Origin of the sequence: Sharpea azabuensis DSM 18934, from assembly GCF_000702165.1 — a bacterium.
In the GTDB taxonomy this organism is placed as follows: domain Bacteria; phylum Bacillota_I; class Bacilli_A; order Erysipelotrichales; family Coprobacillaceae; genus Sharpea; species Sharpea azabuensis.
Genome location: NZ_JNKU01000023.1, coordinates 16,439 through 37,676 on the forward strand (window position 1 = coordinate 16,439; position 21,238 = coordinate 37,676).

Annotated in this window: 23 protein-coding genes; 22 read left to right on the top strand and 1 reads right to left on the bottom strand. The window is 48.1% G+C overall.

The features are described from left to right. Positions 1-16 precede the first annotated feature (16 nt). From T529_RS12540 to T529_RS0105945, 10 genes are all read left to right on the top strand, one after another. Positions 17-319 (top strand): hypothetical protein, encoded by a 303-nt coding sequence (locus T529_RS12540; RefSeq protein WP_051646876.1) that lies wholly within the window; start codon positions 17-19, stop codon positions 317-319. Positions 320-382: 63 nt separating this feature from the next. Beyond that, on the top strand, positions 383-2,134 hold the full coding sequence (locus T529_RS0105915; protein ID WP_033162695.1) for a hypothetical protein: 1,752 nt from the start codon (positions 383-385) through the stop codon (positions 2,132-2,134). Between the two features lie 69 nt (positions 2,135-2,203). Continuing rightward, positions 2,204-2,353, top strand: a complete 150-nt coding sequence (locus T529_RS13090) for a hypothetical protein (protein WP_156032176.1) — start codon at positions 2,204-2,206, stop codon at positions 2,351-2,353. Positions 2,354-2,383: 30 nt separating this feature from the next. After that, on the top strand, positions 2,384-2,509 hold the full coding sequence (locus tag T529_RS13605) for a hypothetical protein (RefSeq protein WP_274518633.1): 126 nt from the start codon (positions 2,384-2,386) through the stop codon (positions 2,507-2,509). Continuing rightward, a complete protein-coding gene (locus T529_RS13350) occupies positions 2,493-3,788 on the top strand; it encodes a zincin-like metallopeptidase domain-containing protein (RefSeq protein WP_051646877.1) in 1,296 nt (431 codons plus the stop codon). Before T529_RS13605 ends, T529_RS13350 begins: the two co-directional genes overlap by 17 nt. Positions 3,789-3,933: 145 nt before the next feature. Further along, positions 3,934-4,302, top strand: coding sequence for a PrgI-related protein (locus T529_RS0105925; protein ID WP_033162696.1), 369 nt, complete (start codon positions 3,934-3,936; stop codon positions 4,300-4,302). Continuing rightward, a complete protein-coding gene (locus T529_RS0105930) occupies positions 4,286-4,606 on the top strand; it encodes a hypothetical protein (RefSeq protein ID WP_156032178.1) in 321 nt (106 codons plus the stop codon). The genes T529_RS0105925 and T529_RS0105930 overlap by 17 nt, the downstream gene beginning before the upstream one ends. Continuing rightward, positions 4,590-5,255 (top strand): hypothetical protein, encoded by a 666-nt coding sequence (locus T529_RS0105935; protein WP_156032180.1) that lies wholly within the window; start codon positions 4,590-4,592, stop codon positions 5,253-5,255. The genes T529_RS0105930 and T529_RS0105935 overlap by 17 nt, the downstream gene beginning before the upstream one ends. Beyond that, the gene (locus T529_RS0105940) at positions 5,248-7,101 is read left to right on the top strand and encodes a VirB4 family type IV secretion system protein (protein WP_051646878.1); all 1,854 of its coding nucleotides are present in this window, start codon (positions 5,248-5,250) and stop codon (positions 7,099-7,101) included. Before T529_RS0105935 ends, T529_RS0105940 begins: the two co-directional genes overlap by 8 nt. A 141-nt stretch (positions 7,102-7,242) precedes the next feature. Beyond that, complete coding sequence (locus T529_RS0105945) at positions 7,243-8,271, top strand: phage tail tip lysozyme (RefSeq protein WP_238560788.1); 1,029 nt, start codon at positions 7,243-7,245, stop codon at positions 8,269-8,271. 17 nt (positions 8,272-8,288) lie between these two features. On the opposite strand, the gene T529_RS12550 is transcribed toward T529_RS0105945, so the two are convergent. Next, positions 8,289-8,882, bottom strand: a complete 594-nt coding sequence (locus T529_RS12550; protein WP_051646879.1) for a DUF6037 family protein — start codon at positions 8,880-8,882, stop codon at positions 8,289-8,291. A gap of 35 nt (positions 8,883-8,917) precedes the next feature. Between T529_RS12550 and T529_RS0105955 the strand changes: the two genes are divergently transcribed. The 12 genes from T529_RS0105955 (at position 8,918) to T529_RS0106010 (ending at position 21,186) form a co-directional block, all read left to right on the top strand. Continuing rightward, positions 8,918-9,235, top strand: coding sequence for a hypothetical protein (locus T529_RS0105955; RefSeq protein WP_033162700.1), 318 nt, complete (start codon positions 8,918-8,920; stop codon positions 9,233-9,235). A gap of 87 nt (positions 9,236-9,322) precedes the next feature. Further along, positions 9,323-9,508 carry a helix-turn-helix domain-containing protein gene (locus tag T529_RS13740; RefSeq protein ID WP_420801843.1) on the top strand — a complete coding sequence of 62 codons (186 nt, stop codon included), beginning with the start codon at positions 9,323-9,325 and terminating at the stop codon, positions 9,506-9,508. Positions 9,509-9,528: 20 nt separating this feature from the next. Further along, entirely contained in the window at positions 9,529-10,056 is a 528-nt protein-coding gene (locus T529_RS0105965; protein ID WP_033162702.1) for a hypothetical protein, read from the top strand. Between the two features lie 264 nt (positions 10,057-10,320). Next, positions 10,321-10,728, top strand: coding sequence for a hypothetical protein (locus T529_RS0105970; RefSeq protein ID WP_033162703.1), 408 nt, complete (start codon positions 10,321-10,323; stop codon positions 10,726-10,728). A gap of 153 nt (positions 10,729-10,881) precedes the next feature. Beyond that, positions 10,882-11,187, top strand: coding sequence for a hypothetical protein (locus T529_RS0105975; RefSeq protein WP_033162704.1), 306 nt, complete (start codon positions 10,882-10,884; stop codon positions 11,185-11,187). Further along, positions 11,171-12,397 (top strand): relaxase MobL, encoded by a 1,227-nt coding sequence (gene mobL, locus T529_RS0105980; RefSeq protein WP_033162705.1) that lies wholly within the window; start codon positions 11,171-11,173, stop codon positions 12,395-12,397. Before T529_RS0105975 ends, mobL begins: the two co-directional genes overlap by 17 nt. Positions 12,398-12,435: 38 nt before the next feature. Then, complete coding sequence (locus T529_RS0105985; RefSeq protein ID WP_051646880.1) at positions 12,436-13,182, top strand: Fic family protein; 747 nt, start codon at positions 12,436-12,438, stop codon at positions 13,180-13,182. Between the two features lie 135 nt (positions 13,183-13,317). After that, positions 13,318-15,402, top strand: coding sequence for a type IV secretory system conjugative DNA transfer family protein (locus T529_RS0105990; RefSeq protein WP_033162706.1), 2,085 nt, complete (start codon positions 13,318-13,320; stop codon positions 15,400-15,402). Positions 15,403-15,660: 258 nt separating this feature from the next. Continuing rightward, positions 15,661-17,208: a pentapeptide repeat-containing protein gene (locus T529_RS0105995; RefSeq protein ID WP_033162707.1), complete on the top strand. Its 1,548-nt coding sequence runs from the start codon at positions 15,661-15,663 to the stop codon at positions 17,206-17,208. Positions 17,209-17,210: 2 nt separating this feature from the next. Then, positions 17,211-17,804: an HNH endonuclease gene (locus T529_RS0106000; RefSeq protein ID WP_033162708.1), complete on the top strand. Its 594-nt coding sequence runs from the start codon at positions 17,211-17,213 to the stop codon at positions 17,802-17,804. Beyond that, a complete protein-coding gene (locus T529_RS0106005) occupies positions 17,805-18,986 on the top strand; it encodes an immunoglobulin-like domain-containing protein (RefSeq protein ID WP_033162709.1) in 1,182 nt (393 codons plus the stop codon). It begins immediately after the preceding gene. A gap of 103 nt (positions 18,987-19,089) precedes the next feature. Next, on the top strand, positions 19,090-21,186 hold the full coding sequence (locus T529_RS0106010; protein ID WP_051646881.1) for a DNA topoisomerase: 2,097 nt from the start codon (positions 19,090-19,092) through the stop codon (positions 21,184-21,186). Positions 21,187-21,238 lie beyond the last annotated feature (52 nt).

The window sequence follows — 21,238 nt, forward strand, 5'->3', positions numbered from 1 at the left end:
GGGAAGGAGGAAAGAAATGAATACTTTATTACTTGCTAACAGGCTGACTGCCTACATGCCCTCAGTGCTTGTTACATTTAACGGAGGGCTGGCAAAGCAGACGGTGAAAGGGTTTATCGATCCTATCACGCAGTTCCTTATCTGGGCGGTTCCTCTCGTTTCGCTGGTAGTATGCCTTGTCAGCTTCATCAACTGGTTTGTCAAGGATGAGGACGAGAAGGAAAGACATAAGCCTTTCCGAATGATCAAGAGAATCATTATCGTGACGATCATAGCTGAACTGATCAATGTCATCTATCAGATCTTTGGACTGGTCTAGATTCCAGCAAGCTTGATACCAGGAACCCGTCAGTGATGACGGGAGACAGAAAGGGGGAGAAAGATGTTTGACATAGGAGGAAAGGTAGAAGGATTTATCAGAAACATCATATGGGGAATCATCAAGACTCTTCTATGGGGTGTTGATACAATCTGGGATGTAGTCATAAGAATCGCCAGGATTGATTTCTACAACAAGGGAAGCATATCAAGCTGGTTCGCAGTTGCTGGTGTCTTCCTGATTCTCTTCATAACTTACAGGGTCGTCAAGATCTACTTCTATTTCATGCTGAATGATGGATACAGGCAGAAAGTACAGCCCATCAGGACGGTGATGATGATAGGCGTGACAAGCCTTATTCTGTCACTTGCACCTATCGGAATGCAGTATGTCAATTCAGTATCCATTGATCTCATCAATGGGATTGGCATGTTCCTGCCTACTGACGTGCAGACTGTCAAGGTATCGGACGTTCTGATGGAAACAAACCATCTCATGGGCAACAAGAAGTTCGATGAATACACGAGGTCCACTGATGAAAAGATCAGCCAGCTTGAGAAGGAAGTTAGCAGGCTCGAGGCGTCCAATGAAAAAGGAAGGCTAAGTTCGTTTGAGCAGGTAGACCTTGTCAATAAGAAGCGAAGCCTTAACGAGGCAAGAAAGGAAAAATCAGATGGATATTCCTATGATTCCAGCACATTCGACATCAACCGGCAGGCGGATGACGAGTACCTGTTCTTCCCGAACTGGGCGAGCCTGTTCCTGATGATCATTATATCAGTTCTTGCAGCAGTCAACTTTGTTGGCCTGGCGATAAGCATGACGCAGAGGCTTCTAACAATCATCATGCTCTACCTGATAGCCCCTTATACGATATCATCGCTCATCGAGCCTACAGGAGAAGGACAGGGAGAGTTTCATCAGTGGGTAAGCACGATCATTGGAAGCTATATCATACTGTTTCTGCAGATATGGTTTACATATCTCATCCTTTACCTTGCTACGAACCATTCCATCACAGCAGCTCTTGGTGATGGAACGATCGGAACGCTTGGAAAGCTGTTCCTGGTCATCGGCGGATTTGCAGCGATAAAGTCTGCACCAACGTCTCTTTCAAGATTCTTTGGAGGACAGGGAATGGGTATCTCAGAAGGACTTTCCGAGGTTGCATCCGGAGTAAGAATCGGCAAGGTAGCAGGAGGAGCAGCAGCCGGCGTTGCTACAGGCACTGTAGCCGGTGCAGCTGGATTTGGCATCGGAATGGCCGGCGGAACAAGACTTGGATACCAGAAGGCCGTCGCAAAGGATTCCGGAGCCGTGCGAAAGGCACTTGGTGCCGTAGCGGGCGGAATCGGAGGATCCGTGAGGTCCGGTGCTGCCAGTCTCACGAAGGGTGGCAGGGCCAGTGGCGGAGCCCTTGGCAAGGGAAGGCAGATATGGCGTACAGCAAGCTCACATCCATATGACAGAGCTCAGGAGACCCAGGGCGCAGAAAAAGCCATGGGCTCATCCAAATCTTATGGAGGCATGTATGGTGCTCCCGTTCAGGGAGTCAGCGCAACCAAAGGTTCAGCTGGATATGATCAGAGCGGTGGATCGTCTTCGTCATTCGCTGATTCGCCAACGGAAAAGCAGCTTTCAGCTGCCCAGGCACTCCATATCGAAGGTGCTGAAAAAATGTCAAAAGGTGAGCTATCTCTTGCATTAGAGAATGCCGGGGCTGAAAGGAGCTTCTTTACAAGTGGCCAGAACACGGCAATCTACATGAACGGCAAGCGCGTTGATGACAGAAGGAATGCAAAGATGGGCTACTGATAATGAAGGGACACCCGTCAGCACTGTCGGGTGCATTCAATGATTCACAGTGAAAGGAGGATGGTACAAATGATGGCAATGGCATTTGCTGCAGGAACTGCAGCTGGCTGCATTGCAGGCATGGTTACAGTCGGACTTCTTTCAGCCAACAAGCTGAATGATGCCTATACAGAAGGATACCTTGCCGGCAGGAAATCAGTGCAGCATTCTGAAGGATAAAAGAATAAAAATCAGAGAAAAGGAGAAAAAATGGACGATCTAATCAAGGAACTGGGCATCGATATCAACGAGGATACGATTGCACCTGATGAAGAGCCGGATTCAGAATATGACCTCAGTGAACTGCTGGAGGACGAAGATGATGAAAAGGAATAGCAGGAAATATGTCAACAGGACAAGGGAGATGCTCCAGAAGGAACTGCTTGAATCCCTGGAGAAGGAGCAGCTTCCCTGGGAGGCGGAATGGAGTATCATCAGGACGCCGTTTCAGGGCTACAACTATAGCTCCGGAAGGAAATATAGTGGAATTAACGTCCTGCTTCTTGAAATTGTCTCCCATAAGAGGAAATACATCTCAAACGCCTGGATGACTTACAACCAGATAAAGGAAAGACATGATGAAGAAGCGAATAGCCTTCTTGAACAGCTGAGAAAGAACCATAGCCTTCTCAAGGAGGCAGGGTTAAGGGACGGAAGCTTCATGAAGCCGGAAGAGTATGATGAGGCTGAAACAGAACTGAAGGAATCTCTCATATCTGGATATGGCGTTGCGAATGACAGCCAGGAAGTGCTTGTCGAGAAGTACAACCAGGAGCTTGCAGCCATAATGAAGATCTATCCTGACGTCTTCCAGGACAGCGGAATGAAAGCCCTGCAGCCTCCGCGCTGGCATCTGGAAAACGCAAAGAATCAGGGCGTGCCGATTGAATTCTACCAGCCATATGACAAGAAGAATCATAAGAATCTCACAATCAGGGAATATGATGACATCATGAAGGGTGACGATGTTGACCGAAAGCATGAGGTCACGATCATCATCAAGAACTATACTGTATTTAATGGATCGCTCATCAAGCATATCCGCCTAAAAGAAGAGGACAGAATAAGCAGAATTGGCCAGAAGAATGAGAGAACGTTCGATGCTGAGATGGTAGATGACATTCTCAATACATACATGAGAAATGAAGGCATAGGTCTGAATGAAGACATCTCAAACAGCCAGGCATATTATACGCCTGTGACGGATTCCATAACATTGCCCTCAGTAGACCAGTTCAGCTCATTTGAAGGTTATCTGGCAACAAAGGCCCACGAGGTCATCCATTCCACTGGCATAGAGAAGCGCCTGAACCGTGACCAGGGAGGAATGTTTGGTGATGAGAGGTATGCTATTGAGGAGCTTGTTGCTGAAACCGGCTCGGCAATGCTCTGTGCTGAGCTTGGCATATCTGACGAAAGCAGGGTGAAGAACCATACGGCTTATTTCCAGTCATGGGCAAGCCAGGTCAAGGATGAACCTGAAAAGATCTTCCAGGCAATAAAGAATGCTGACAGGGCAGTTGACTTCGTTGAGAAGCGTGGGGAGATGCAGCAGAAAATAAAGCTTTCCCGAGAAGCTGCACTTGGTCAGTCAGAAAAGGGCATTTTCCTTTAGGGACCGGTCAGAGCACCCGTCAGTCGTGGCGGGTGCCTATTGTAAAGGATGAAATAATGATGTAGGAAAAAGGCAATATAAAATGTAGGTTTTCCGACATTATTATATTGTCCTTTTCGCTTATCACAGAGAGGAGGAAGAAAAAATGATATTCATATGTCCTAAGAACTTCAAATCGGGCAAGTATATATTTGGCAAGTACAGACCGATAGATCTTGCCATACTGATCCTAGGCGGGCTGGGAGGACTGATCGTTGGGCTCGTCCTTCTTAACATAGCCATGGTCCTCAGGTCGCTCATATTTGGCATTTCAGCAGCGCTGATAGGAGGGCTTATCATTCTTGTTTCTGCCGGGCTGGTATTAAAGATCAATTATTATCACAATGTCCTCGAATGGATCCTGACGGCTATACAGTACTATACGAGAAACCGTGAATATCGCTTCAGGGGAATCGCATATGCAGACCTGAATGAAGACAAGGAGGAGGTGGAGTACTTTGCAGAAGATGATTAAGAATTTGCAGAAGATGATTAAGAAGAAGCGCCTGTCGCCCAGGAAGAAGGCAAAGCAGGAAGAGAAGCGCAAGAAAGCAATAAGGAGCAGGATTGACTGGATGGACTTCTATTCAGCCTCATCAGACATGTCCGCTACCTATCGGAATGCGATTGCCTATGCACAGCAGGAAATGAATGCCTGCAGGGCAAGATCCTATAACGTAACGCCGATTCAGGGGCCGGATGGAATCTACACAGGCTACCGGGTAACCTTCTCATATGAAGACAAGGAGGAGGTGGAGTACTTTGCAGAAGATGATTAAGAAGAAGCGCCTGTCGCCCAGGAAGAAGGCAAAGCAGGAAGAGAAGCGCAAGAAAGCAATAAGGACCACGCTTGATTGGATGGATTTCTATTCAATGAGCAATGAAGGCATCGTCCTCAAGAGGGGACATACGGTAAGATACGTCAAGGGAATCAGCCTGACGCCCTACAACATAAACCTCCTGAGCAACAGCGAGAAGGTCATAGCCATTCAGTCACTGGCCAACAGCCTTGACAGAATAAGATTTCCTCTTTACTGGAAGTTCGTCAAGACATCACCTGATGTCGGTGCACAGCAGGGCAGATATTCCAGCCTGATGAGAAAGGAGACGAATGCTTCAGTCCTGAAGCTGCTGGAGATGGAGCTGAGCAAGCTTGACTGGTTCAAGAGAAGCTTTCCGGAACTCAGTTTCTTCGTGCTCGTACAGGAAGACAAGGATCATATAGACAAATGCTATGAACAGATGACAAGGGAAATCGGCAATGTCTTCAGGGTCCGACCAATGAGAAACATGGACTATATCAATCTCGTCAAGCAGGAGTTTGAAAATGATACTGTTGATGAGTACATGATTACTCAGGTTCTGCTGCCATCCGAGAGACCAGGGCTAGCAAAGGAAATCGACAAGGAGGAGGACGAGGATGAATAAAAAGGCGAGAAGAACAACAGTTGCCCCTGTCTGCTTCATAGAGCATACAGGGGAGCTGATCATCGGAGACAAATACATAAAGGTGATGAGCTTCTGGGGCTATCCGACAATGTTCACCGAAGGATTCCTGGCTCCCCTGATCGGAGGACAGCACTACTATGTAGACATGCTTACGGAGCAGACAGATCTTGACTATGCAAGCGTGCTGAAGGGTGAAAGAAATGACATCCAGGAGAAGCTGAGCAAGTCGACGGATCCCAGCGAGATTGAGGAGCTGAGCCAGAGAAGAGAGGCACTGGATGAATTCATCCAGGAAAACGTGAGAATGAAGTCCTCAACAATCAACTGCATCTGCCAGCTCTACATCAAGGCTGACACAAGGGAAGAGCTGAATGAGTATGTAAAGGAAGTCAAGAACACCTTCGGCTCATCGGCAGTCGGCATCAGCCTGAGATGCATAAGCCTGCTGCAGCAGGGGCTTTTCAGGAAGAACACCCCGCTTTTCATTAATCACGGGCTGAGAAAGGAGCCAGACTACCTGAACGGCCAGCCCATGTCCTCGCAGACGGTGGCTGGGCTGTGGCCATGGATATTCGACACGCTTGATGATCCCCAGGGAACGCTGATAGCAAGAGAAATGACATCTGGAGGAAAGATCATCTTTGACCAGTTCTTCTACAGGAACAATCCTGCCCTGGCGAAGGAGATGAACAGGCCTAATGGAAACATGGTCATCATTGGCCGAAGCGGAACAGGGAAGACAACGACGATGAACCTGCTTATTCATGGACATATCATCAATCACAGAAAGATCGTATGGCTTGATCCGGAGAACAAGAATGAGACACTCTGCCGGTATGTTCACGGCAACTACGTTGCACTGGGACTTGACGGGAATATCATCAATATCTTTGACCTCAAGCCGCTTTCGACTGATTCCGATCAGAAGGAGTCCAAGGAAATCAAGTACAGCAACAATGCGGCTATCATGCAGGTTATTGAAGAGATCAAGATAACGTTCAGCCTGCTCTGGCCAAACATCAGCGACGATGCCATGGCCATGATAGGCGAGATAGTCGTCAGGACATATGAGAGCGTCGGCATCAGCACCGAAGGAACGTTTGAGCATCTGTCTGTCGAAAACTATCCGACCTTCACGAACTTTACGGCTACGATCAAGCGAATGATAGAGGAAATGAAGCGCTCCGGCAGCAAGGAGCATGAAAGGGAGCTTCAGGCACTGAAGGAACTAGAAATGAGAATGAGATCGATCACCGGCAGCAACGGGGTCGAAGGCGAATATGGAAAGTACTTTGACGGCACGACAACGATTGCTTCTGACTCTCTTGAGTCTACGGGCATGATCGCCATCGGTACAAAGCATCTCTTCAATGTGACGCCCAATCTCAAGAATGCACTGCTGAGAATGGTTTTCAACTATGCCTGGTCACTCTGTCTGGGGCATGAGGAGATGCCGACTGTGTTCGTCAATGACGAACAGCATATGTTCATCGAGGAGCCAAGCCTGGCTTCAATCCTGGCTGTCTTTCAGAGACGTGCCAGAAAGTACAATACGGTCACCCTCTCAGGCACTCAGGAAGTCGTTGAGTACACCAATCCCCAGATCCTGAAGGATGGCAAGGCGATCTTCAATAATGCCTGCTACCAGGTCTACATGAACCTTACCAAGGATGCCATTACAGACCTGGGAAAGCTTATCAGTCTGTCTGACGGGGAGATGGAGACACTCGAACAGCTGAGACCATGGCAGGGAATCTTTGTATGCGGCAACAAGCGCATACCTGTGGAATTCCTGGCAACAGAAAGAGAACTCAGCCTCATGTAGAAATCACCTGCTGGTGAGGGCAACATGCTTCTCACCAGAACGGGTGGTCAGAAATTACCACATTAGATTACCGTTACCACCCGTCAGCACTGGCGGGAAGAGAGGAGGAACATGCTCAATAAACATTCAAGGATGAAGCTGATGGCAGCTGCAGCCGGATCGCTGATGCTGCTCTTTTTTCTTGTCATCGTCATTATTGTCTCAATTGCCGGAGCTTCTGAATCAACGTCCGAGGTGTCAGGCAGCTATCTTGCTGACCCTTCCAGGATACAGGAAGAGCTGGTAAGGGAAATGGAGTGGTATCACAGCAACGCAGCTGATTCTTCCGGAGCAAAGTACCTTGACTGGATAGGCATTCCCAGGGGCTCAGCCTGGTGTGCATCCTTTGCGTCGTGGTTTCTCTCGACTAAATGCAATATCCAGGTGAGACAGCCAAATGCACTGAACATGCTGAAGACGCTGGTTGCCATGGGTGCAGTAAAGCATGGTCGTGACTACAGCCCTAAAATGGGCGATCTGGTCTTCTATTCGAACAACGGAACAGGCTCCGGAAGCGGACATGTCGGCTTTGCGATGGGAGACGGAGGAGTCGGTACAGGCCATATACTGGGAGGCAATCAGTCGCATACGCTGGGATGCAGGTCAGGAAGGACTGAAGACCTGCCTAGGATCAGCACCAGGAGATTCTATGCCTTCTGTACGCCTAACTACGAGGCTTCGCTCACGGCTCCAGCGGCCGCCGGCAAGGCAACAGGAAGCACTAACGAGGAGAAGGCATTCAACTTCTTCGTATCGGCAGGATATTCCAGGGAGTCGGCTGCAGGAATAGTCGGCAACATGGGCCAGGAATCGGGCGTCAACCCTCAGTATGATGATGGGCTGAACTATGGCGTATGTTCGTGGATAGAAGGAAGAAAGAGAAACTGCATACAGTACTGCCAGCAGAAATACGGAGACAAGTATTCGCTTGCCGGTCAGTGTGAGTTCGTTGCACAGGAAATATCAGGCATACGTGGCCTTGAGAATCTCAGGAGCATGAAGGATGTCCAGGCAGCAACGGAGCTGTTTGAGTCGAAATTCGAGAGAGCAGGAAAGCCGAACATGCCGAGAAGAATCAGGCTGGCCATGGAATGCTATCAGAAATATGCCAAACAAAAAGATGGAAACTGATCCATCTTTTTGAATGCCTAGCTGCCATGATCCGTGTCCCAGGGATATGATGCCTTGCTGGAATCGTATCTCTTGTCTGTCCACATGGAGCTTATGTTGTTTTTCCTGCAGTAGTCAGCAACCCTTTTTCCAAAGAAAAGTTCCGTCTTGTCAAAGTTGCGAGCTTTTCTTTTATCCTTCAGATGATTGTTCCAGCCTACAAAATAGATCTTTTCAGGTTCATCGGCAGACTTGACTTTCTTATTTCTGAATCTGGATAGATGTGAAGGATCGACAATCTGATTGGTACATTGAGTAGGAGATTTTGAAGCAATATAGTTTAAAAAAATGAAAGATGTAAAATGTTCCTTTCCTGGTTTTAGATTTAATATATTGCATAATGAATAAAAATCACTATCGGGCATGCTTGTATAAAAACCATCTATTACTTCAAGAACACATGCCCAATTGTAATTAACGGCACCAATCAATAACTCAAAAGGAGTTTTACTGATATCATAGATGATATCAAATTTTACATTTGAATAAGTTATATAATATTGTTCAATATCTTTTCTGGATTTACGCATATGACTAGTTAATTGACGTAGTTGATATAGACTGATAAGCATTATATTTTATCCTTTCTTTTAGAATGGAGGTAAGCATGATTAAACTGAATTATCTGTATATTGAATTTCCAAAAAAAGTAAGATTGATATCAAGCCGAATGGGAATGAATTATTATTTTGAGCCATCAAGCTGCACATTTTACTTTGATCCATATCAAGAAGCAGTACTGGGTTATTCAAAAGGCATGGGAATGAATGGATTGTTTAGTCTGGCTGATACAGGAGTATTTGATCACATATTTGTCTATCTTGATAAAGACAATTTTGCCTATTATTACGATGACAATCAGACAAAGCATGACATCATAGGATGGATCGATCTGATGCAGTTTGAAAAGGGCGATAACTGCTAAAACAGCAGGTACAATATGAGACCATTATAACACGAATAAGAAAGAAGGAGCATGATGTTTTATTTTAGAAGCAATATTGTTTTACTGATGAATCAAAATGATTTGTCTCTCAGGGGATTGAGCAGAGAGGCAGGCATATCAAGAACATCAATTCGGAATATCTTGAAGCTTGAAGATTTCTCCAATGTCACGCTTGGTAGTGCCATAAAGCTATCAGAATATTTCGATATATCCCTTGATGATCTGCTTTATCGAGATTTAGGGAAAGACTAAATAATTGAGGGGGATGAACCATGGAAGAGAACAGAGGAAAGAAGCTCATGGTCATTATTATTGGAATGATCATCACTGTCGGGCTTGCTGCAGGACTAGGAGTCATTATGATGAAAGGTCAAAAAAAGGTCACACAAAAAGAACAAAGTCAGGAACGCAAGATAGCGAGCGTATCGCCTGGAAGCAGGAAAAATGTAGCCAGCAGGAAGCCTGATGGCATTGACTGGACAGGGTTGAAACTGCCTGTATCAGAGAAGGACAAGGATAAAATAAAGGACAACATAAAGGCCTATAATGAAGCCCAGTACCCAAACTTCACGGATGTCTACAGGATCACCAGGGTCTCGACATTCCGTGATGTAGAGACTGGGGCTGATGGAAAGAGCACAGTGCTCGTCAGGATCGACTATCCTGCAAAGCTGAGATTCTGGGATGTCGTGAGGGTTGATCTCCATGATGGATTCAATGTCACGCATTACAAGGACAACAACGAATACATAGCCAATCCTGATCCGGCAGACATTGATCCAAATGCTCAGCCTGACTAATTCAAACTATGAGGGTGTATTACAAACCTGTATTACAGTATGTAACATAAATGTAATACAGTATTACAATTGTAATACACAACTGAAAAACACTGAATCTATCTAAAGAAATTGAGCGTTGCTCAATTGTCCAAATCGAAAAAATGCAGCATTTGTAATACGCAAATGTAACATTTTTTCCTTATCCTGGTTACAGATAGCCGTATTACAATTCAGTATTACAACAGATTAGAAAATCAATTCAATATAAGGAGGAGATATTTTATGAAAGTCTATAGTTTGCGGGTCAATGAAGAAGCAATGGTACGCTTCAAAGAACTGGCGACAGCTAATAAAAAGCTGCATTCAGAATTGTTTAGTGAAATGCTTGATGTCTATGAGAATAAGATAAATGATTGTGAAGCACTTGAGAGCACAATCAGAGGCCTTGAATCACAAATGAAACAACTGCAGGCGCTTATGACGTTCAACTATGAATACACGACACTTCTGGTGAAGTCCTCAGCCGAGCTGCAGGATATCAAGTCGCATGGAAACCAGGAAATGTCAAAATACGTAAATGGCGTCTCGGTATACCGTCGCCATCTCTACAGGAAGCTAGGGATACATGAGGATGGATCCATCCTTGAGACTGCTCATGACGAAGACAGAAATAAAAATGACATGACTTAAGCAAATGGAAAAGATACAGAATGAAAATGAGACTGAGCAGAGGACAGTGAAAAAGCAGAAGAATGATTTTGCATGTCGGAATATCCGAATGCCGAGAAATAAAACCTGCTGCCCGTCAGTGCTGACGGGTAACTTTGAGAGGAGGGAAAGACAGTGAAGATGATAAGGGTGAGTGACAAATCCAAGATGCTCATTGACGAGATATCGGATAACGATGAGTACAAGGGAATGTCGCAGACGCTCATACTTGAAACAATCATTTCGGACTTCTATGCCCGCATGAAGGTTAAGGACCTGGGAGAGGATGTATCGCCGGTCATCAGGACTGTGATAGAAGAAAGCAACAGGTCGGTCATCACGTTCCTGGCGAAGGCACACAACATGATGCTTGAGCGGATGGATCAGCGGTTTGATGAAATCATGAAAATGGAGGAACGATCCGATGGCGGTCAAGATTAGCAAGGTGAGGTTCATGCAGTATGGACATCATGCTCCAGATGGCTCCAGGTTCAGGGGAGTCATAGGGACGGAATCCCTCATAGGATATTCAGAGTACATGAACAGGTCGGAGGCGAAGGCAATAGATACGGAGCTTGGCGAAAGGGAAGATGGATATTTTGGCTATACCTCCTCACACCATGAAGGTGCTACGATGTCATCTGATGGATTCATCAGCACGCAATCGGAAAGAGCAAGGTTCAGGAAGAAACTGGAAAATGCCTTCAGCAGCAAGGGGGACATCTTTTATGAGAACATCATATCGCTGAAGACTTTTGCAGAAGCCGAGGAATACGGCATCCATGACGAGAAGGACTGGAATGAGATACTTGTTCATGCGCTTCCTAAAATCTTTGCGAGGATAGGATTTGATGAAAGCAACATGATCTGGTTTGCAGACTTCCATATAAATACTGAACATCCCCATATTCATCTTGTCTATCTTGAAAAGAAGCATACCAGGGACAGGGGAAAGGTGAAGCAGTCGGAGCTGGACTACATGAAAGCCCAGATCTATCATGAGATGAACAAAAGAAAGGCAAGTATTGAAGGTTACAGCCAGGCATACATTGACCAGTTCCGTCAGAAGGACATGCAGTTCCGTGAAATACTCGTCTCCGTGAATGACCAGATGTTGAATCACAGGTACAGGAGACTCAATGACCTGCTGAAAATACTGCCACGGACAGGCAGACTCCAGTATGACTCAGCAAACATGAAAGAGATGAGACCTCTCATAGATGACTTCATAACAAACACCATACTTGACGATAAGACAACTAAGGAAGCCCTTGACAACCTCATGAGGACAATCGACCAGATGGAAGGAAACATCAACGGAATGGCTCACGACCAGATAGTGACGCTCAAGAAGGCTGAGCTGAAGAAGCTCTATGAAAGGATAGGGAACATGATACTGAAGGAGGCTAAGAGAAGCCGAGTTCAGGAAAGCATCTACGTCACAAAAGACGGCACGGAAAGGAAGTACAGGAACAAGCTGCGCTTCACCCGGGGGACGGTGCGAAGGGCAATCAGCAGCGAGTGCGAGAGGGAGATGAGCAAGCTATCGTCGCTCATAGAGAGTCAGGCCAACAAGGATAAGCGTGAGGAGAATGCTGCCGAGAGCGAATGGCTCGCCCAGATGCAGAGAGAGTTCAATATGCTGCAGTAGGGTTATTGTGATATACTAAGCTTGAAGGAGGATATCCAATGGAAGATGAAGTAAAACTATTAAAGGAACGCATGCTGATAGAGTTCAGGAAGCAGGACAGAAGCGGAGTGTACGGGTTCACTCAGCGTGAGATGGCATACAACTCGAACAGAATAGAAGGAAGCACGCTGTCCAAGGATCAGACGGCATCTCTCTTTTATACCAGGACAGTGGAAAGCGATGATGACTCTATCATCATAAGATCGAAGGACATTGAAGAGATGACAGGCCATTTCCTTATGTTCAATGAGATGCTTAAGACGATTGATGAGCCTCTGACAGGAAAACTGATCAAGTCATATCATTACAGGCTTAAGAAGCTTGTCTTTGAGGACATGGCAAACGGATATCCTGTAGGGGAGTACAAGAACAGGGCAAACATTGTATCAGGCATAAAGACATGCCCTCCTGAAGAAGTGGAAGAAAAGATCAATGAGCTGTTTGACTGGTATGAAGCCCATGAAAAGAACCTGGGAACTCTGGCAAAGCTTCATATCGAGTACGAGAAGATACATCCATTCCAGGATGGAAACGGGAGAACAGGAAGAATCATCCTCTACAAGGAATGCCTGCGTAATGGCATCTACCCGTTCGTGATTGAAGACAGCAGGAAGGTTGAATACTACCATGCGCTAAGGGATGAGGGGCAGCTTGAAAAGCTGTTTGCAAGTGAGCAGTCCATTTACAGGGAGAATACTGTTGCCATGGTGGTACCAGTTAGCAGAAAAAACGGAATGAGAATGTAGCATATGAAATGCAGGAAGCCCTGCATTTTTGTTTAGGCTTCTATACGCATAGAGACAGGTCAGCACGATCTGTCTTTTTGCATTTTGGCGAATGCCCGTCACTGCTGACGGGCACGACCAGGAAAGGGGAATGAAATGAGAAAAATAACAGGATATACTGCAGCAACAGTCATTGCACTGTTTCTGTCCTATACAGGCTTTGCAAACCTCGTGAAGGTCCTTCACTACAAGCAGCTTGATGGACTGACCTTCAATTATGAGCTGCTGTTCTTCAGGCATGATGACAGGCTGTTCGTTGTAGCCACAATCATCGGGCTGCTTCCACTGTTCTACTACTTCACGGTTAGGTTTTACGAAAAGTACCGCCTTTCAAGAAGAGAGGACAGGGAAGACTTCAACGAGCTGATGACGAAGAGACAGGCAAGGAAGAAATATCTTCCGCTGACATTCAGCCGGGAAGGCATATACCTTACGGCAAGGGATAAATTGCAGATAAGGGAAACGCCTCTCAGGAAGAAATGGAATGCCGCACTCGACGACCGGATCACCCAGCATCCCCAGCTGCAGGGGCTAGAGCATCTGAAGATGCAGACGAGAATGAAATGGACGATTGGCGATAACGATCAGTACTTCAGGGCAGGATTCCCTGTAATGTCAAGAAAGAACAGGATATGGGTTGATCCTACAGATTCCCACTCGCTTACCCTCGGGACGACGAACTCGGGCAAGACTATGTCAGTCATGCTGCCGCTCATCAACATAGTACGCATGGCTGGGGAATCGGCTGTCGTGGTTGACATGAAGGGCGAGCTATCGCAGATGACCTATGATGACCTTGTTGCTGATGGATACAGGGTCCTGATGCTTGACTTCATCACGCCAGAGGACAGCGACGGATGGAATCCGCTGCATATGGCGTGGATACGCTACAGGGATGAGAAGCACCGTGCAGAGAAGGTGAAGCGGAAGCTTGAGAAGAAGCTCCGGAAGGAAAGAAGCAGGTATATCCTCAGCATGGGAAGCATTGATGGCTTTGATGCGGAAAAGGCGCTGGGCGCTGACGATAACGGGAATCCCAATTACGCTGATGGCGAGATACAGGCATATCCTGACTACTCTGCCGCAAGCGAAATCGTAGAGGACGTCTGCAACAGCATCATGAGACCTTCCAAGGGATCCAAGGACAATGATATCTGGAACAACCTGGCTGCTGACCTGATGAAGGGCATCGTCTACCTGCTGCTGGAGGAGGGACATGGCGAATACATCTCGATTCCTTCAGTAATGCAGACATTCAATACCGGGGCTCAGCCAGCCCACAGGAATCCGAGACCAGGCGAGAGGGCAAGGACATGTCTTCAGGAGTACGTGCGTCTGAAAAAGACGGAAAAGGATCTTTCCTTCCAGAAGCTCAAGTCGTATCTTGATGCTCCTGAGGAAACCGCCGGATCAATTGCGACAACGTTCCTGGAAAGACTCAACAGGATACTTCTGAACACGCAGGTCAACAACGTCCTCGCAAAGAACGAGATTGACCTTCTAGGACTGGATGACCGGAAGACCTTCATATTCCTCAAGGTTCATGACGAGAAGGATACGTACTATCCGCTCGTCAATATCTTCATGCAGCAGCTTCAGCAGTCGCTCATCGAGACGGCACGAGGATATGATTCACTGTATCTGAAGTACCCATTCAATTTCATATGGGATGAGTTCGGCAACTTTCCACGCTATGAGCCTGTGTTCTCCCTGCTGGGAGCCGGACGTTCAAGAGGAATCCGCCTGCATCTGGTCGTGCAGGGCTACGAGCAGCTGGACATGAGATATGGCAAGGATGGCGCAAGAACGATAAAGAACAACTGCATGATCAAGGCCTACCTTCTCGCAGATGACCAGCAGACGCTGGATGAAGTCTCGAAGTCAGCCGGACACCGGCTGAGGAGGAAGTACGAGAATGGAAAATGGGTGGAGGCGAAGGTTCCGATATTCACCCCTGAGAGGCTGAAGAAGTTCCAGTACGGAGACGTGCTGATTCTTCGGCAGAAGGAACAGCCGTTCATGACGAAGCTGCTTGCTAACGTCAAGTATGTCTACTATAAGCCCCATAAGCACGCATTCGATCCTAAGCCGCACAGTGCCTTCAGGTATTTTGCAGTCAATGAAGCCTATCAGAATGAAATTGACAAGAGGCGCCGTGCCAATCGCGGGATGGAACAGTGATTGCTGCAGGAGCCAGCATTAAAGAACTGGTTCTGGACAAAGCGGGAATGCAGGATTTCCAGCACTTAATGAGGGCAATATATAAATGACCAGTTCGGGCGGTCTATTCTTACCGGAATCGGGGAATTTTAAATCACCCGTTTTGAGGACATTATTATTGCCATTATTAGCATTTTTGCTCTGCCCCATTCAATTGCCCGTCAGAACCGACGGGGACGAGAAACTTGCTGAAATGAGCTCAGCAGAAAGGAAGAACAAATGATACAGGAAAGAGACGTCATAAAACGACTAAATGACATAAAGGAAAGCCATCATGTCGATGGCTTCCATGGCTATCAGCCCCTTGACAAGGAAAGCCTGAAAAAGCTGGATGCAATCAGGCTTCACAGCACTGCCAAGGAGAATCAGGTATGGGTGCATGATATGGACTACAGCAACAAGAAGCCAGTGATCCAGTTTGCCTCGTCATGCTTCTCCGAAGGTGAGTTCAGCCAGCTTACCGTATCCAAGGAGGCGGTCTTCATCAACTGTCTTTTTGATGACCAGAAGTTCAAGGACGTGAAGATGAACCACTCGCTCTTCATCGACTGCCACTTTGAGCACGTGCAGATGGACCATTCCCACTTCAGGGGGAGCTGGTTCATAGGATGCAGCTTTGAGGAAGTCACCATGACGAGGATACACCTTGAGGATGCCGTCTTTGTCAACTGCGACATCAGAGGCATACAGGCATCATATGAGAAGAATGATCCTGACAAGTGCTGCAGGAATGAAGGCACCAGGATGTTCGAGATTGACTGCCCGTCATGCGTGACGGGTGGTGACCATGAGCTGCTCACCAGTCAAGGAGACGAGAAGGAAGAACAAATGATACAGGAAAGAGAGGAAGAAAAGGAAATGATAGAAGAAAGAGAGAACGTGCTGAGAGAAGTGAGCGCAGAAGAGGAGATCATACGAAGCGAGCTGTACACAGGACAGACATTTACCCAGGTTTCCGAAGGATTTGACTTCAGGGGGAAGGTGTTCGAAGGCTGCACGTTTGAAGGCGTGACATTTGGAGTGATTACTCCGGAGACGAGCTTTGGCAACTGCATATTCAACGGCTGCACGTTCAGCGATATTTTCATCGGCTCAAGAATCGGCGGCTGCCAGTTCAACAGCTGCCTGTTCCAGAAGCCTGTCTTCAATACCTTCTTTGATGGAGGAAAGATGACGTTCAGACAGGGGCAGGAGAAGGTGTTCAGAAACTGCATCATGAACATTGACTGTGAAGCAGGCATCATGAACTACTGTCTCGACAACTGCTACTCTGAAGAAATGATGAAGGACATGATGAGCAGGGAAGAGCATGACAGAATGCTGAAGGCAAAGGAAAAGGAATGTGAAGAGCTCATGAGTCGCACAGCAGCAGAGCATCAGGAAGCAGCTGATCCGTCGGAGCTTCTTGAGGGCCTTGTTCAGGGCTTCGGCAAAGCCTATGAGGCCCTGAGCAATCTCTGCGAGTCCTTCAGCCCGGAACCTGTAGTAAGGGAAGTCAGGGCTGAGCTCACGGATGATGAGAAGAAGGACATAGCCCTTGCATACTACTACAGCCTGTCTGGGCAGGATCGCTACTTCTTCAGCAGCGGCACCGACAGATTTGCCTATGATCCTGAGACGGTGGATGCCGGAAAAGTGAATCAGCCGTCAGAATTGCCGGGCAGCCATGCCGTCTCGGATGAATCATATGAAGGTGCACCGGAGATGCAGGAGGATGAGGCTGTCTTTGGCGACGAGCCGGAAAAAGAGAACGGAGCAGAGATCTGACCATGGCTAAGGCTTATAACATCGAGGTAAAGAACGGCCAGAGAAAGACCTATGAGTACAGGGCACATCTCCACTACATGGGCATGAAATGGATTGCAAGGAACCATCAGTGGGTCATGAGGACTTCCGACGAGGCGCAGGTGAACAGCATCATACGCTTTGCTGATGACAACAAGCTGATATGCATCGTCTATGATGACCAGCATGGAAGGAACAGAAACTACAGAATGAACTTCTTTGAAAAGAACGCACCGATGTTCGGCAACTACTATATCTGCGCCTACTGCTTCAAGCCTATCAGGCACAAGGATGTCACAGTGGACCACATCATCCCTGTAAAGAAGGCCAAGGCCAACAGGCTTGCCAACCGACTTATGGAAAGACTTGACATCAGGGATGTCAATGAGGAGAAGAACCTCTGCGCATGCTGCCATGAGTGCAACTCAAGAAAGGGATCGAAAGGAGGACTATGGATTATAAGGGGCTTCCTCGGCAAGAAGAAGCGCTTTGTCATTGCCGTCTATATCCTCTTCATCAGTGCCATCATGGCTGTCCTGGGCATTGCTTCCTATTACGGACTGGTGGTGAGATCATAAATGAGTGCAAGACTGGAAAAGGCTCTGCATGACTATGCATGGAACGCCCAGCAGGCGGCACAGCTTGAGCTGGCAGATGAGCAGAACCTTGACATAACGCCCATGGTGAATCCGAGATTTGACTGGGAACAGCTCAAGGAGATCAGGCTTTGCCTGAAGGACGGGGTTGACCCTGAGCCGCTGCTGGATCCTGACCTCCCAAGCGAGTCGATGAAGAAGCTGAGAAGAAGCCTGTTCGAGCAGAATGCAATCTATGACGAGCGTCATGAAGCGGTCGAAAGGAAGAGGCTCAAGCGTATCATCATCACATTCGTGGCAGCCGCCTTCATCGTGACGACGCTGACGGCTGCATACTGGAAGCGTGAGACGATAAGGCTTCTATTTGCCAGGATGGATCTCGAGCTTGTGGGAAAGGAAGCGACGATTGGTACATCAGAGCTGTCCCATATCGACTACATGAAGTTCATCAGGCACTATGACCATCAGTACAGGCTGACCCTTCCCAAGAACAGGATCAGCACTGTCGGGAGCTATCAGCTGGAATACGGGATCTCCAATGAGGTGAAGACGACGCACAGGTATATCATTCTCAGGGTCAGGGATGACGAGGCTCCTGCCCTGAAGCTGAAGGAGAACAGCCTGACCATGACCGAGGGAGACAGCTTCAATGCAATGGACCATGTAAGAAGCGCAAATGACAACATTGACGGCAACGTCATGTCCAGGGTAAAGGCCAGCGGCGGCATCGACACCTCAAGGACAGGAAGCTACAGGATTGACTATGAGGTATCAGACAAGGCGGGGAACAAGTCTCATGAGCAGCTGAACGTAAGCGTGCAGCCCAAGCCGCAGCCGCAGCCACAGTCCAATCCGCAGGTCCAGGCGCAGCAGGGAAGCCGCAAGACGGTTCAGGAGGCACCGTCAAGAAAGGCAGAGCGCTCTGTCCAGCAGGGATCGGCAGCCAAGGCAGGGACGCCTTCGGTTTCTTCCGGATCGTTGAGGACGACCGCACAGCCAAGGACATTCAGCTTCTCATCCTCATCAGACATGAACGCTACCTATCGGAATGCGATTGCCTATGCACAGCAGGAAATGAATGCCGGCAGGGCAAGATCCTATAACGTAACGCCGATTCAGGGGCCGGATGGAATCTACACAGGCTACCGGGTAACCTTCTCATGAACCGGTGAGCAATGGCAACTCAATACATGAATTCTATGAAACGTGAAAACAGCATGCCCGACAGTGCTGACGGGCATGCTTTCAGAAAGAAGGAACAGATGAAATGATTACAATCATTACGGAAAAGCCCAGTGCGGCAGAGAACTTTGCGAATGCCCTGGGAGGCATGAAAGGCAGCTTTGAGGGCAGTGCATATGAGATCGTTTCCTCACAGGGCCATCTCTTCCAGCTGGTGACGCCAGAGCATCAGGTGAGGGATGAGCTAGCTGGAAGGTACAAGTACTGGAAGCTTGAAAACCTGCCATGGGAGAAAGAGGACATTCTGTGGAGGAAGGCGCTCAACCCGAAGACTAGGCAGATCTTTGAGAACATAAGGGCACACCTGATGCATGCCGACGAGGCAGTCATTGCAACTGATGACGATCCTTCAGGAGAAGGCCAGATGATCGGCTGGGAGATCATCAGCCATGCAGGCTATCATGGCAGGGTTTCGAGGATGTACTTTGTCGATGAAAGCGCGAAGGAGATACAGAAGGCGTTCAGGAATCGCCGGACGCTGCCGCCAATGGAATCCGACGGGGAATACCTGAAAGCCATGACGAGGCAGAGATATGACTACCTGACCCAGCAGGACACGCGCATACCTACGATCCTTGCAAGGCAGAACAACATGAACATCCTGGTGCGTGTCGGACGCCTGAAAGGAGCCATCATGAAGCTCGTGGGTGACCAGTGGGAAGCGTACGGCAGCTATGTGAAGAAGCCGTTCTTTGAGGTCCGCTATAAGGATGAGAAAGGCAATGCCTTCATCCGGGAGGACAATGATGAGAGATACGACAGCAGGGATGACGTACCGATTGACGGCTTTTCATGCTCAGAGGTCGTCATCGACAGTGAGACAGTGAAGCATGCATCTCCCCCAAGGCTCCTGGATCTTCTGGGCATTTCCTCCATCCTTGCTTCCCAGGGAATAGACCCAGGAACGGTGCAGGCAACCTACCAGAGGCTCTACGAAGCCCATTACGTATCCTATCCAAGAACAGAGGACAAGATGATCTCGCCCGAGCAGTTTAACGAACTGAGGGAAAACGCCCCTCTGATCGCATCCGCAGCTGGCATAGACCCGGCGCTGCTTACGCATACGGAGGCCAGAAAAACACATGTAAGGCAGGGAGGCAGCCATGGCGCCAACAGACCGGGAAGCAGGGTGCCTGAAAGCCTTGATGATCTTCAGAAGTACGGCCCTGGAGCAGCGGAGATCTATGAGCTGCTGGCGAGAAACTCGCTGGCAATGTTCTGCGAGGACTATGAATACCTCCAGCAGAAAGGCCACCTGAAGGAATACCCTGAGTTTACGGCAACCGCCAGCATCCCTCAGAGCCAGGGCTTCAGGGCAGTCTATGACGGCGATGAGAAAAAGGAGGAAGCCTCTGCCGGGCTTGGCCTGCATGCATCCCCATTTGTCTATGAGGGGGCAAACAAGCGCCCTTCACGTCCTACGATCAAGTGGGTCAGGGACAAGCTGGATAAATACAACGTAGGCACAGGCGCCACCAGGACCAGCACGATCGCTGAAATATCATCCGGCAGGGATGACCGGCGACTCATCGATGAAAGAAAGGGCATCCTCAGCATGACGCCGGTAGGCGACTACTGCCACCGAATCATCAGCGGCTGCATGATTGCTGACGTTGAGACGACAGAAAAGCTTTTCGGTGACATGGAGAAGGTGGGGCGCTTCGAAATGACGCCTGAAGAGGTCCTTGACGGCTTTACGCCCATGCTTCTGAGGGACCTGGAGACAATGAAGGCAAATGCAAAGAAAACAGGACATGTCACGAAGATTGCTGCTGATGAAGACCGTGCGATAGGGCCATGCCCTAAGTGCGGCAGGAAGATCGTCTACCGGAAAAGGGAGGACGGAAGCTACAGCTACTATCATGAGGACTTCAAGACGACATCATGTGACTTCGTGCTCTCCGGAACACAGCGCTATTACGGAAACAGCATCACCATAAGCCCGTCAGCCGCAGCGAAGCTTCTTTCCGGCGGCCGGATCAGGGTGAACGGACTCGAAAGAAAGAGCGGAGGCAGCTATGATGCCTATCTGAGACTAAGGGTGAATGGGAAATATGGCAATCTTGAATTTGACGGATTTCCAAGAAAGAAATCCTCCCAGGGTCCTGGCAGCCGCAGCTGACTGGCATCTTTGGGATATGCAAGAAACAGCAAAAATGGTATCATATACATAT